Source organism: Acidiferrobacter sp. SPIII_3 (assembly GCF_003184265.1).
GTDB lineage: Bacteria > Pseudomonadota > Gammaproteobacteria > Acidiferrobacterales > Acidiferrobacteraceae > Acidiferrobacter.
Map to the genome: position 1 here is coordinate 2,853,447 of NZ_CP027663.1, position 14,046 is coordinate 2,867,492.

The 14,046-nt window shown below is 65.4% G+C and carries 10 protein-coding genes; 1 reads left to right on the forward strand and 9 read right to left on the reverse strand.

What is annotated here, in order from left to right; translation table 11 throughout:
* Nucleotides 1–4 precede the first annotated feature (4 nt).
* The 6 genes from C4901_RS14530 to C4901_RS14555 form a co-directional block, all read right to left on the reverse strand.
* Entirely contained in the window at nucleotides 5–1,186 is a 1,182-nt protein-coding gene (locus tag C4901_RS14530; RefSeq protein WP_110137936.1) for a phosphoglycerate kinase, read from the reverse strand.
* A gap of 19 nt (nucleotides 1,187–1,205) precedes the next feature.
* Nucleotides 1,206–2,219, reverse strand: a complete 1,014-nt coding sequence (gene gap, locus C4901_RS14535; RefSeq protein ID WP_110137937.1) for a type I glyceraldehyde-3-phosphate dehydrogenase — start codon at nucleotides 2,217–2,219, stop codon at nucleotides 1,206–1,208.
* 80 nt (nucleotides 2,220–2,299) lie between these two features.
* Nucleotides 2,300–4,345: a transketolase gene (gene tkt / locus C4901_RS14540; protein ID WP_110137938.1), complete on the reverse strand. Its 2,046-nt coding sequence runs from the start codon at nucleotides 4,343–4,345 to the stop codon at nucleotides 2,300–2,302.
* 28 nt (nucleotides 4,346–4,373) lie between these two features.
* Complete coding sequence (locus C4901_RS14545; protein WP_110137939.1) at nucleotides 4,374–5,297, reverse strand: phosphoribulokinase; 924 nt, start codon at nucleotides 5,295–5,297, stop codon at nucleotides 4,374–4,376.
* Between the two features lie 249 nt (nucleotides 5,298–5,546).
* Entirely contained in the window at nucleotides 5,547–6,377 is an 831-nt protein-coding gene (locus tag C4901_RS14550; protein WP_110137940.1) for an inositol monophosphatase family protein, read from the reverse strand.
* 4 nt (nucleotides 6,378–6,381) lie between these two features.
* Nucleotides 6,382–6,936, reverse strand: a complete 555-nt coding sequence (locus C4901_RS14555; RefSeq protein ID WP_110137941.1) for a thioredoxin family protein — start codon at nucleotides 6,934–6,936, stop codon at nucleotides 6,382–6,384.
* A gap of 118 nt (nucleotides 6,937–7,054) precedes the next feature.
* Here C4901_RS14555 and C4901_RS14560 point away from each other — a divergent pair, with 118 nt between their 5' ends.
* On the forward strand, nucleotides 7,055–7,852 hold the full coding sequence (locus C4901_RS14560; RefSeq protein WP_110137942.1) for a phosphate/phosphite/phosphonate ABC transporter substrate-binding protein: 798 nt from the start codon (nucleotides 7,055–7,057) through the stop codon (nucleotides 7,850–7,852).
* Nucleotides 7,853–7,901: 49 nt separating this feature from the next.
* Here C4901_RS14560 and C4901_RS14565 read toward each other — a convergent pair whose 3' ends face one another.
* The 3 genes from C4901_RS14565 to C4901_RS14575 are packed head-to-tail and all read right to left on the reverse strand — an operon-like array spanning nucleotide 7,902 to nucleotide 14,042.
* Nucleotides 7,902–8,369, reverse strand: coding sequence for a chemotaxis protein CheW (locus tag C4901_RS14565; protein WP_110137943.1), 468 nt, complete (start codon nucleotides 8,367–8,369; stop codon nucleotides 7,902–7,904).
* A complete protein-coding gene (locus C4901_RS14570) occupies nucleotides 8,353–8,808 on the reverse strand; it encodes a hypothetical protein (protein WP_110137944.1) in 456 nt (151 codons plus the stop codon). Before C4901_RS14570 ends, C4901_RS14565 begins: the two co-directional genes overlap by 17 nt.
* Nucleotides 8,805–14,042, reverse strand: coding sequence for an Hpt domain-containing protein (locus C4901_RS14575; RefSeq protein ID WP_110137945.1), 5,238 nt, complete (start codon nucleotides 14,040–14,042; stop codon nucleotides 8,805–8,807). Before C4901_RS14575 ends, C4901_RS14570 begins: the two co-directional genes overlap by 4 nt.
* Nucleotides 14,043–14,046 lie beyond the last annotated feature (4 nt).

A 14,046-nucleotide genomic window follows, 5' to 3' on the forward strand; every position in this document is an offset into this window, starting at 1 on the left:
CGTCTCAAGCAGCGCCCCGTTCTTCCAGTATGGCCACCGCCGGAAGCGTCCGACCCTCGAGAAACTCAAGAAAGGCCCCGCCACCGGTCGATATGTAGCTGATCTTGTCCGCCACGCCATATTTGGCGACCGCCGCCAGGGTATCCCCGCCACCGGCGATCGAAAACGCGTCGCTCTCCGCTATCGCCTGGGCCAACGCCCGCGTACCGTCACCGAACTGATCGAACTCAAAGACCCCGACCGGCCCGTTCCAGACGATGGTGCCGGCCTTGCGCAGGATATCGGCGAACAGGCCCACGGTTTTGGGTCCCACATCAAAGATCATGTCATCGCCTCCGACGTCCGAGGCGTCCTTCAATGTCGCCTTGGCATCGGGCGCGAACTCCTTGCCGCATACGACATCCACCGGGATCGGAATCGACGCGCCACGCGCGTTGGTCTCTTGTATCAACTGCTTGGCCGTATCGATCAGATCCGGCTCCGAAAGCGACTTCCCGATCGGGAGGCCGGCGGCCGCCATGAAAGTATTGGCGATGCCCCCGCCCACGATCAACTGATCCACGCGCTTGGCGAGGCTTTCAAGGACCACGAGCTTGGTCGAGACCTTGGAACCCCCGACGATCGCGACCATCGGCCGCTTGGGACTATGAAGGGCCCGTCCAAGGGCATCGAGTTCGGCGGCCAGCAAAGGGCCCGCGCACGCGACGGGCGCGTATTTCGCGACGCCATGGGTCGAGGCCTGGGCGCGGTGCGCCGTGCCGAAGGCATCCATCACGAACACATCGCACAACGCCGCCATCTTGCGTGCCAGTTCGTCGTTGTTCTTCTTTTCCCCCTTGTTGAAGCGGACGTTCTCGCACAACACCACGTCCCCGTCCTTCAACCCCGGCACCCCGTCCAGCCAGTTCGCGACCAGCCGCACCGGCCTGCCGAGCAGGCCGCTTAGGTGCTCGGCCACCGGCGCGAGCGAGTATTTGGCGTCCGCCACCCCCTCCTCGGGACGGCCGAGGTGCGACATGAGCATGACCCGGCCGCCCTTCTTGCTGGCCTCGGTGATCGTCGGAAGACTCGCGCGGATACGCGTGTCATCGGCCACCTTGCCGTCCGCGAGCGGGACGTTCAAATCCTCACGAATCAAGACCCGCTTGCCGGCGAGATCGAGATCGGCCATCTTGCGTATCGTCATATCGGTCTCCCGAGGCCTGTTAACGCGCCTTCATCAGGGCTGCGGTGGTGTCCAACATGCGGTTCGAGAAACCCCATTCGTTGTCGTACCAGGCGAGGACCTTGACAAGACTCCCCTCCATGACCTTCGTGAGGCTCGACTCATAGGTGGACGAGGCCGGGTCGTGATTGAAATCCATCGACACGAGCGGTTTGTCGTTGTAGTTCAGGATCCCCTTCAGCTCGCCGTCCGCCGCAGCCCTCATGATCGCGTGGATCTCGTCTTTGGTCGTGCTGCGCGCGGCGGTAAACGTAAGGTCCACGAGCGAGACATTGATCGTCGGCACGCGCACCGCGAAGCCGTCGAGCTTGCCGTTCAGATCCGGCAACACGAGACCCACGGCCGCGGCGGCCCCGGTCTTGGTGGGGATCATCGACTGCGTCGCCGAGCGCGCGCGGCGCAGGTCGCTGTGATAGACGTCGGTCAGGACCTGATCGTTGGTATAGGAGTGCACGGTGGTCATGAGGCCGTGCTTGATGCCGATCTTATCGTGCAGGGGCTTTACGAGCGGCGCCAGGCAGTTGGTGGTGCATGACGCATTCGAGATCACGGTGTCGGAGGCCTTGAGCGTGCCGTGGTTTACGCCATAGACGATAGTGGCATCCACATCCTTTCCGCCGGGGGCCGAGATGATGACCTTCTTCGCGCCCGCCTTCAAATGCGCGGAGGCCTTCTCCTTGGTGGTAAAAAAACCGGTGCACTCGTGCACGACATCGATGCCAAGGTCCTTCCAGGGAAGCTGCGACGGGTCGCGATTCGACACGACACGGATCTTGTCGCCGTTGACGATCATATAGTCGCCATCGACCGACACCGTGCCCTTAAAGCGGCCATGGACGGTGTCGTACTGCGTGAGGTGCGCGTTGGTCTCGGCGTTCCCGAGGTCGTTGATCGCGACGATCTCGATCTCCTTGTTCCGCCCCGACTCATAAAGGGCGCGCAAGACGTTGCGTCCGATGCGCCCGTAGCCGTTGATCGCGACTCTGATTGCCATACCACCATCTCCCATTGAATGAGTATCCGGAAAGAAGGCCGGGGGCGGCTCCAGGCTCGCCCGCCACCCGGCCCCGCACATTATTTCAGCAGAGACAAGACGGTCTCGGTGACACGGGCCGCTGTGAAGCCGAAATGCTCGAACAGCGCCTCCGCGGGCGCGGATTCCCCGAACCGGTCGATACCCACGACCGCGCCATCAAGCCCCACATACTTGCGCCAAAAACTCGTGATGCCGGCCTCGACCGCTACCCGCCGGGTCACGGCCTTCGGCAAAACCGTTTCGCGGTAGGCCTCATCCTGCGCGTCAAAGAGCCCGGTATTGGGCATGGACACGAGCCGCACCCGCCGCCCCGCCTCCGTGAGCTTCTTATAGGCCTCCATGGCGATTCCGACCTCGGAACCGGTGGCGATGATAATGGCCTCCGGAGCGCCCCCCTGGGCCTCGGCCAGGACGTAAGCCCCCCGGACGATCTGCTTTAGGGTCTCGGCCGAACGCGCCTGATGGGTGAGTTTTTGCCGCGAGAACACAAGACAGCTCGGGCCATCGACGCGGTACAAGGCCTCCTTCCAGGCCACCGCCGACTCGACGGCATCGGACGGTCGCCAGACGGACATATTCGGGATCATGCGCAACGTGGCCAGCTGCTCGATCGGCTGATGCGTCGGGCCATCCTCGCCAAGACCGATGGAATCGTGGGTGTAGACAAAGACCACGCGCTGTTTCATGAGCGCGGCCATGCGCAAGGCGTTACGCGCGTATTCCGAAAACATCAGGAAGGTGGCGCCATAGGGCACGAAACCCTTGTGCAGCGCGATGCCGTTCATAATGGCCGACATGCCGAATTCGCGCACGCCATAATAAATGTAGTTGCCGCCGGGATTCTCCGCCGACACACCGCGGCAACCGGCCCACAGGGTGAGATTCGAGCCCGCGAGATCCGCCGACCCGCCCATGAGTTCGGGCAATTTCGGCCCCAGGGCATTCAAGGTGTTCTGGGAGGCATTGCGCGAGGCGATGGTCGCCGCCTTGGCATTGGTCTCGGCGATATAGGCGTCGGCATGCGCGCCGAAGTCCTTGGGCAGATCGCCTTGCATGCGCCGCAGGAACTCCGCGGCGAGTTCCGGGTGCGCGGCGCGATAGGCGTCGAAACGCTTGCGCCAATCGGCCTCGGCCTTGTCACCGCGGGCCTTGGCGTCCCATCCCTGATAGATGGCTTCCGGGATCTCGAAGGGCCCATGCTTCCAGCCGAGGCGCTCGCGGGTGGCCGCGACCTCCTTTTCGCCGAGGGCCGCCCCGTGACTCTCCTCCTTGCCCTCCTTGTTCGGCGACCCGAAGCCGATCACCGTCTGACAGCAGATGAGCGATGGCTTGTCGGTGACCTTCCGGGCCGCCTCGATCGCCGCCTTCACCGCCTGCGCGTCATGGCCGTCGACGCGCGGCACGACGTGCCATCCGTAGGCCTCGAAACGCTTGGGGGTATCATCGGTAAACCAGCCGTGCACCTCGCCGTCTATGGAGATGCCGTTGTCGTCATAAAAACCGATCAGCTTGCCAAGGCCCAGGTGTCCGGCAAGCGAGCAGGCCTCGTGGGAGATACCCTCCATCAGACATCCGTCGCCCAGGAACACGTAGGTGTGATGGTTGACGACCTCATGCCCGGACTTGTTGAACTCGGCCGCGAGCGCACGCTCGGCGATCGCCATACCCACGGCATTGGCGAGCCCCTGCCCAAGGGGGCCGGTCGTGGTCTCGACGCCCGGCGTGTAGCCATACTCCGGATGCCCGGGGGTCATGGACCCCATCTGCCGGAAACGCTTCAGCTCCTCCAGCGGCAGGGCATAGCCGGTGAGGTGCAGCAGGCTGTAGAGCAACATGGAACCGTGGCCATTCGACAACACGAAGCGGTCACGATCGGCCCACGCCGGATTGGCCGGATTGTGCTTCAGATAATCGTTCCAGAGGACCTCGGCGATATCCGCCATGCCCATGGGCGCGCCCGGGTGGCCGGAATTGGCCTTTTGCACGGCATCCATGCTGAGCGCGCGCACGGCATTGGCGAGTTCACGGCGGCGGGGGTCGACTTGACCCGCCGCTTTCGAGCGGCTTTCGGGCTTCACAGACATGATTAATCCTCAAAAAGAACAGTAATCCTTACTGGTAATGACCGGATGCGGCCTTCAGCAGGTGGTAGGCGACCAAAAGCTGTGTCAGCGCGAGCGGGTGCGACCGCAACTTCTCCCCGGTCGTGCCCGTGATGTCGCCGATGCTCTCGTGCCGCAGATGATGATGTTCACCCGGAATATGACGCCACAACAGGTCCTCCAGACGCTTGGCCTTCTCGTCTGAGATGTTGCCGTCGATCTCGAGCCGGTCCACAGGCAGCCCCATATCGCGGTCGAGGTCCATGTGGATACCATTGCCGCCCTGCTCCAGGACATCGGAAAGATCGGGGTGGGGCAGGGTGGGACGCAAAACCAGGGAGGCGTTCAGATGGCTTCCCGTCTCCTTCTTGTCGGTCTCGGGGGGCCAGAAACAGATGACCATGTCCGCCCACTTCCGCTGCGGCCGGATGAACGCCTCGGAATCCGGCTCGCGCAGCTTCATCTCCTTCGCCACGGCCTCGGCCGTGTGCCCGCGCTTTTGCGTGTCGCGCCGCATCTTCCACAGAAAGCGAAGCTCTTCGGGCGGGGCAAGATAGAGTTTGACATCATACGCGTCGCGCATGGCCTTGGTCGAGAACCCGAGCAGGCCCTCGACGATGATGAAATCCTTGGCCTCGACATAGGACGGCGGGTCGAAATCACCCGTGGCATGGTTATAATGCGGCTTCAGGATGGCCTTGCCATCCTTGAGCAGGTTCAGGTGCTGCTCGATGATGTCCATATAGTTGCAGTCGGGATGCAGGGCCGTCAGCCCCTTCTCGGCGCGCTGTACGCGGTTATACTTGTGGTAATCATCGGTACAGATGATCGTGCAGCGGTCCTGTCCGATAACCTTTGCGATGCCGCTCGTAATAGTCGTCTTTCCGGCCGCCGAATCACCGACGATCCCCAGCAGGATCGGTCTCTTTTGCATCTCACTGCTCCTCGATCAGGCCAAGCGGCTCGACAGATCCTGCCTTACCGCCCGCCCCACCCATGAATGAATGTGCTTTTTAGTCGCGCTACCCGAGCATTTCGCCCACCAACAACAAAAATCCCCTTGGCGGTCCAATCTCCCACCAAAGGGATGCGATTTGCCGCCCGGGCCGGTCCAACGAACCCAACCGCGGTCAAGAGCCGCGTATTTTCCCTCACCTTGCCCCTGTTCGGCAATAGTCGGGCCCTAACGCCTTCCGGCATTATGGTTGATCCATGCCCGCCACGCCTCGTACAGATCCAGGGAACGGGCCACAAGCGTGGACGACGGCGCAAGGCCATCGTAAGGCAACGGGTGACCCTCGAGCGTCGTTGCGATTCCGCCCGCCTCCTTCAGGATCAGGCTGCCGGCCGCGTAATCCCACAATTTCTGGCCTCCATGCACGGAGAGATGGGCGCGCCCAGCCGCGAGCCAGCACCACTCGAGGGCGCACGAACCGCAGTTGCGTTGCGATCCGTATGGCGGGTCGATGCCCAGCCGCCCCGCGAGGCGCGGCTTCAGTCGCTTGAAGTCCACCAGCGCCACGCATCGTCGTAATGCCGGCGACCAGTCCATCGCGCGCAGGCGTTCACCGTTCAACCAGGCGCCCTGGCCACGCAACGCCTTGAAACACTCCTTGCGCACCGGGTCATAAACCACACCCAGGGTCGGCCCGCCGTCTTGCAGCAGGGCGAGCGACACCGCAAAAAATGGCAGGCGGTTCACGAAATTCGTGGTCCCATCGAGCGGGTCGAGACACCACGCGCCGTGCGCCGATTGCAACGCCGCGCGTTGTTCGGCCTCCGACATCTCCTCGCCCACCATGGCAAACTGCGGCCAGCGGATGCGCAGCTCTTCGGCAAGCCAGGCCTGGACTGCGGTATCGGCAGCGGTCACGAGGCTGCCGTCTTCCTTCAGCCGCGACCGGCTCACGCCAAAAAGCGGCATGATCTCCCGCCGCGCGACCTCTTGAACGAGACCCTCAAGGACCTCGAGCGCGGCATGAGTGCGAGGATCGAGGCCTTGGTCGACGGTCAAAGGTTCATGCCTCCTTCCATTTGATGGAACAGCCGATGCTCGGGATCTGCTCACGCGGTCCGTGGCCGGTACGCGCCACCTGGGCCATGGCCTCGAAGAGCTCCCGGCGAGCACCGGCCACCGCCTCCTTGCGGCTCGCATCGAGCCGGCCCCGGTACTGAAGTGTAAGATCGGCCCCATAACCGAAAAAATCCGGCGTGCACACCGCCCCGAAGCGGCGCGCCACCTCCTGCGTCTCGTCGTACAGATAGGGGAACGGGAAGCGGTATTCCTGCGCGATGCGCTGCATGTTGGCAAACGAGTCCTCCGGATAATCCTTCGGATCGTTGGACATGATGGCGCAGCTTCCGATTCCTTCCGCGCGCAAGGCCGCGGCGTCACGGATGAGACGGTCCCGGATCGCCTTCACATAAGGACAATGATTGCAGATGAACATCACGAGCAGGCCGCGTTCACCGCGCACATCGGCGAGACCAAGGATGCGGCCGTCGGTGGCCGGGAGCACGAAATCGGGGGCGGGCCGCCCGAAGTCGCACACCGGGGTTTCTGTACTGACCATAGCGCCTCGTCAAACTGGCATGCCGTGGGGGCTGCATTATGGCACACCTTGATCGACCGCTGTCTATACTTACGGTACGACATAAGTCGCAGGGCGGTCATCCGGGAGGTCGGGTACGATGGGCGGGTCGTCGCGCAAGGCCGGATGGGCACTGCTCGTCATGGCGTCGGTGGCGGGCGCGGCGCGTGCCGCGCCGCTTACGCTTGCCGTCCAACCGGTCCTGGGGACGACGGCCACGCGCACGGCATTTTTGCCGCTCGCGCGCTTCCTCGGCCAGGTCCTCGGCCGCCCCTGCCGCGTCGTGACGAGCCCCAATTTCCTGGCCTATTGGGAGAGCATGCGCCAACGGCCCGGGCCGAGCTTCGTCCTCGACGCCGCCCACTTCACTGACTTTCGATTGACACACCTCCACTACCACGTGCTTGTCAAGGAACCGGGGACGATCTCGTACTCGCTCGTGGTGCGCGGCTCCGAGATGGTATTGGGACCGTCCGCGCTCATCGGGCGGCGCGTGGCCTCGCTCGGCATACCGAGCATGGGCGCGGCGCTGCTGGACCGGATGTTCCCGCACGCCACGCGCCGCCCGATTGTCGTGGCCGCCCGCGACGCGGCCGCCGAATTCCGCCTGCTGGCCGCCCATCGCGTGGCCGCGGCCATGATCCCGACACCGCTCGTCGCCCGCAAAATGGCGCAGGGGGCCGATCTCTCGGTGGTTACCACCACCCCGCCGATCCCCAACATCGCCCTGTCCGCCGCCCCGGGCCTATCGGCAGCCCAATACGCGCGGCTGCGGCACGCGCTCCTCGGGGCGCCGGCAAGCCTGTTCCAGGCGCTCGGCCTGCGGCGCTTCGTGATCGCGCATGCCCGCCAATACCGCGGGCAGGACCGCCTCCTGAAGATCTATTGGGGCTACTGATCGATCGATGGCTTACGCGATTGCCGCGCCGCCGATGCCCGGGCGGCGCTTAAGGGGCCTCGGCCGCAACGGGATCGTAGAAAAGCTCCTTCAGGCCGGCCAGATCCGGGATGCCCGCGCGCTTGCCGTCGATGTCGAGCGACACCGTAAGATAGGGATGCACGGCGTCCTCATCAGTGAGCAGCACAGAGGGCGCCTCTATCGTCCGCGACTGAGGTTCGGCATTGGTCAGGATCGCGAAAAATTCCGTGGGCGCGCGGCCCGGGAGCGGATAAAAGACCGCCACCCGCGACTTGGGCCCGATGGTGGCGGGCGGCCCCCAGAAGCGGCCCAGATCACACACCGCAATGGGTCGTGAACGCCAGCCCATCACGCCAAGCACCCACGGCGGACTCAAAGGGAGCGGCGTCAGCGTCTCGACCACCCCGACCTCCGCGACCAGCGCGCTTGGCACCAGCAGGTAACGGTCGCAAACGGGTAACAACAGGGCATGGACACGATCACTGGCCAAGGCCATGGTCACCCCCCAATGCGCGCAGATACGAAGCCACCGCGTCGATCGCCAATACCAGGGTCAGGCCGTTTTGGCCCACCGCCGCCCCCGGGAAAAGATGCCGCCCGGGAACCGGCGCCGGCCCGAGCGGCGTGAAGGGCGCGACGCGCAAATCGCCGGCCGGCAAGAGATGCAGGTCATCCACCAACAGACCGACCGGCCGCGCCGCGTGGATCCCAAGGAACACCGCCCGCGTCCAGCCGCTTTCGGGCAGCGGTGCCCAATCCGGCCCCAAGGCATAGGCAAGCCACGATACGCCTTGAACGGTACGTTCCGCCGCGGCCCGCCCCTTGCGCTCGACCTGCATGTTCTCGCGCGGCTCAACGAGGATGTCCGGGAGGTTGGGCATGAGAAAGACCTGCCCGGCAAACCGCAATTGCAGGTAATGGCGCAGGTCGGTCATGAATGGCCCCGCCGCAACAATCCCTCGATCTCCTGGCGCAGATCCTCCTCCTGGTACGGCTTCCCGAGATAGACATCGACCCCGAGCGCCATGGCATGTTCACGGTGCTTGTGCCCCGAGCGCGATGTGATCATGACGATGGGGACATGGCGCAGACGCGTATCGGCGCGTACCCGCGCCGTGAGCTCGTAGCCGTCCATGCGCGGCATCTCGATATCCACGAGCATGACATCCGGGATACGATCACGCAGCTGTTCCAGGGCCTCGATCCCGTCCTTGGCGGTGGCGGCATCGTAACCCTGCTTTTGCAGAAAGCGGGTCGTGACTTTGCGCACGGTCAGGGAATCATCGACCACCAGGACGTACGGTCGTTTCACGGCCGGCGCCTCGGCAGGCATCGCGTTGACACGCAGGCCCTCGGCTTCGTTCCATAGCGCCGGGATGTCGAGGATCAGCAGTACGCGCCCATCCCCCATGATGGTCGCCCCGAAAAGCCCACGGATCTCGCCCAATTGCGGGCCGAGGGACTTGACCACGATCTCGCGGGTCCCAAACAGGCTGTCCACCCCGACCGCCACCTCCCGCGTATCAAGTCGCAGCAACAGGACCGGCAGCTTGCGCGGCCAGACGCCTCCGCGGGGGATACCAAGGCGCGCCCCGAGATCCATGAACGGGTAGTCCCGGCCCCCGTAGCGCAGACTCGGGCGGTCGCCGGCCAGCGCCTCCATGACCGCCCCGGCCGGCGCCTCCACGATATTGACGATCGCCGCGAGCGGGATTGCGAACATCTGATCGCCGCACCCCACCATCAGCGCCTGGGTGATCGACAGCGTAAGCGGCAATCGGATGACGAAGGTCGTTCCACGGCCCGCCTGGGTGTCGACGCTGATCGCGCCTCCCAACTTCTTGACCTCACTATGCACGACATCCATGCCAACGCCGCGGCCGGACAAGTGGGTGATCCTTGCGGCGGTCGAGAAACCCGGCAGCAGGATGAACTGCATGACCTGCTCATCACTGACCAGCGCCGCCGCCGGCACGAGCTTGCGCTCGATGGCCTTGGCGCGTATCCGCTCGACATTGAGCCCGGCGCCGTCATCCGACACCCGGATCACGATCTCTCCGCTCTCCTGCGCGGCCTGTATGGTAATGGTGCCCACCGGGTGCTTTCCGAGACGTTCCCGTTCGGCGGCCGTCTCCAGCCCGTGGTCGATGGCATTGCGGATCATGTGCTCGAACGGACCTATCATGCGCTCCAATAGGTGGCGGTCGAGCTCGACATCGGCGGCGGCCAGAATAAGTTCGGCGCGCTTATTGAGTTCGCGCGCGGTCTGCCGGACGATCTGTCGTAATCTGTGGGCCTGGGTGGCGAAGCGCACCATGCGCGTACGCATCAGACCCTCTTGAAGCTCGGTATTCACACGCGCCTGCTGCTGGAGGACGGCCTCCGCCTGACTCGCCACGGCATCGAGCGTGCCGTGCACAGTGATCAAATCGTGCAGGTTCTCGGTCAGGCCTCGCGACAGATGCTGGAGTCGCGAGTAGCGATCGAACTCCAAGGGATCGAAATCCTGGGCGACATTGCCCTCGTCGATGCGTGCGCGCGACACGATCTGGGACTCGGCCTGGATCTCGAGTTCACGGACCTGGTCCCGGAAACGCTTGACGTTGCCGTTTAGCTCCGCCAGATGCCCTTTCAGGCTGAAGATCTGCTGCTCCATGCGGGCGCGCGCGATACTGACCTCTCCGGCATAGGCCACCAGCCGGTCGAGAAGCGCCGTGCGCACGCGCACCTGGCTTGCGGCCTCGGCCTTGAAGAGATCCTCGGCGGGGTCGTTCAGCGCCGGCGATGCCACGGTCGTGGCGACGGGCGACACCACGGGTGCCGGAACCGGCGGCGGCGCGGCAAATCCCTCATCGGGTGGATTTTCCTCCGATAAGCTCGCCATCAAGGCCCGCGTGATGTCCTCGCCAAAGACATCATGACCCGCTACGAAGGCGTTATAGAGTCCGCCCAGATGCTCGGCCGCCGCATCCAACAAAGCGAACAGCCGGTCGTCGCGTGGCTGCTGACCGTCCTCGACTCGGCGCAGCAGGTCTTCTGTTGCATGCGCCACATCGCCCATGAGCTCGGCCCCGCACATGCGCGCGCCGCCCTTCAAGGTGTGCAGGACCCGCTTTAGCGAATCGAGCAGGTCGTCGCGATCCCGGTACTCCCGCCATTGGACGAGCGCGGCCTCCAGACCATCCAGGAGATCACGCGCCTCATCGCGGAAAATGGCGCGCAGCTCGGGGTCGATCGCCTCGCGTGGCGCATCCGCTCCGGGCGAGGCCGCCGGATTCACGGGCTCAAGGGTCTCGGCTGCACCACCGGACCGTTCCCCGGGGGCCGCGCTCGCGACCATGCCCTCGGGCAGACCCTGCCCATCGAACTCACCGGGCACGGCCTCGCGCACCCCCTCCTGTATCGCCAGATTCTTTTGCCACCAGGTGAGTCCGGGGGGCGGCAGACCCTCCCGGGTAAGCGCGTCCAGACGTTCCCCAAGGGCCGCGAACGGCGCGTCCGGATCGGCGTTGTCGCCAAGGGCGGCGAGCACGCCCTCGATCGCGACCGCCAGACGCCGCAAGAGATCGGCGGCCTCGGTCCCGAGCGGTTTTTGATCGATCTCGCGGGCCTGAAGGTAACGCTCCAGGCCGGCGCATGAATCGGCCATGGCCAGCAGCGCCACGGAACGCGCGCTTCCCTGCATCGTATGCACGGCGCGTAACAGATCGGCTGACACCAGGTGATCAGGGCCATCGGCGAGCACGGCGTCCAGCACGCGCAGGTGGTCGCGCGTCTCGGCCACGAAGATATCGCGCAGCAAGGGATCGGCAAAAAGCGGTGAAGCGTGGGGCAACGAGACGGTGTGTGCGACGCCATCAGACCCTCCGTCATCCGAGACCAAGACCTCGTCACCGCAGGCCGCATCCTCGCTGGACAGCACCACCACCCCATCGTCCTCGGCCGGCAGGGTGATGGCGGCCGCGGCCGTGTCGGGCACGGGCGTTGCCGGGAATGGCTCGCGCCCCGCCGCCAAGGCCTGCAGGGCATCGCGAATGACAGCCATCTCCGGGAGTCCTCGGCCCTGCTCCACGGCCACCACCCAATCCCGCACCACCTCATGGGCGCGCGCCACCCAGGTGAGCGCGGCCGGGGTGACGGCGCGCTCGCGGGCGCGGATCTTGTTCAAAAGCGTCTCGGCATCGTAGGAGAGTTCAGCGATCTCGCCGGCCTCCACCATGCGCCCGCTGCCCTTCAGGGTGTGAAACGCGCGGCGCGCGACGGTCACGGCATTTTCATCGGACAGTTCGGCGCGCCACGCCGACAACGCCTCATCGAGCTGCGCTACCGCCTGATGCGCGTCTTCGAGAAACACCGGCAGGATCTCGGGGTCTATGGCGAGCCGTGGCGCCGTCAGCCCCGGCGCCTGATGCGCGTCCGCCTGAGCCGGTACGGCCCCGCGAGAGGGCTCTTCGCGCATGATTTCGTTCAAGGGTCGCGCCAGATCGGCAAGCTCGGCTTCGCGCAAGGGGCGGCCGCGCTCCAGTCCATTCACGTGGGCCTCGAGACCGGCGACCGCGGCGGCCAGGGCCTCGGCGAAGGCCCCCCCCGGGGCCAGATTGCCCTGCGCCAGACGGTTCAGGGCGCCATGGAGGGCGCGCGCCAGATCACCGGCGGGCTCCTCCTCCAGCACCCGGAAGGCCGCCTCGACCTGCGCCGCCAGGGCCGGCACCTCCGCCAATCCCTCGCGATCCCGCGGGGAGGCGGCAAACGCCAGGAAGGCCTCCTCGATACGCGCGAGGTTGGCGCGGATCTCGCTGGACACCGCCCCCACCAGTTGCCGCCTGTCCTGCGCCGACAAGGGCGCCTCGGAGACCTCCATGCCGCTCGTATCCGGCAGTGATGCGAGATTCGCCAACGCCCGAGTCCGCTCGTCGATACCCAGGCGCCAGCCGGAGGCGCCGTAGGGGATTTCGCGCGCCGCGCTCTCGATCTGCAAAAGCCCCTGCGCCAGGGCCATGGCCACGGCCCCTGACTTTTGGAGACGCCCGTCGGCAAGCCCCCGGCAGGCCTCGGCGATCGCCGAGGCAAGCGTGCCTAACGGCGCGACCTCGAGGGTCGCGAAGGTCTTGGCCATCTTGTCGAGCAGCAGCACCAGCTGGCCATTGGCATCGCCTGTCGTGTCCTGCGGGTCGAAGCAACGCGACAGCAGCGACTGGGCCTGCGCGATCTCCTCACTGAGCGCGCTGGCAATCGACCGCAGCGCGGCCATGGAGGCCTCGACGGGTTCATCATGGGCCGGTGTCGCGAGATCGAAGGCCTCGCGGACAGCCATGATCGCGGGATCGGACGATGCACCCTCACGCAGCACAAACAGCATGTCGCGCGTCAATCGTTCACAGGCGCCACGGCTGCCACCCCGGTCCTGGCCCTCGGCAAAACGCTTGAGCAACTGATCGAGGCGCGAGACAAGCTTCTTGTCCTCGACGCGCGGATCGGGTTCATCGATCAAAAGCCGCAGAAACGCCTCGGCCACCCACAGACACTGGGCGAGGGGCGCGAACGCGACGTGCGCCCGCCAGCCGCGCACGAGGTCCGGCAGGCTGCGCCGCATGTCATCATCGGCGACACCCTTCAGCCACTTCAACAGCGCCGCTTGAAACAGCGGGCGCTGTTGACGAAAGGCCTCGACGAATCCCGCGTCGTCGGTAGCCACCGCCCCTGGCGGTCGCGGGGTGAGGTCCACCCGGAAAAAGGCCTGCGGCGGCAGCGGCTCGGCGCCGCGGCCGGCACGCAATTCGTTGGCGAGCCCAAGCAGGGCAAGGCCGTTGCCCAGGCCGCGGGTTTGAACCCGGTCGAGAATATCCGGGAACAGCAGCAGGGCGCGCACCAGCGGCTCCAGGACCTCCTCGCGGGGCGGTTCGGTCGTGGCCAGCAGGGCCTGCACCGAGGCCTCCGCCTCGCCCACGAGATCTGCCAGGGCGTCGACCTCGACCATCTTCAGGGTGCCGCTGACCTGATGGAGGTAGCTCGCGCAGAGCCTGAGCTTGGCCTCGTCGGAGCGGTGCTCCACGAAGGCCTCGAGCGCAAGCCGCGCCTGCTTCAGGGTCTCATCTATCTCGTCTTTGACCCATCCCAGCGTCCCGAGATCGATACTGCTTTCGGTGACCATCTTACCCCCGGCCGGCATGCCA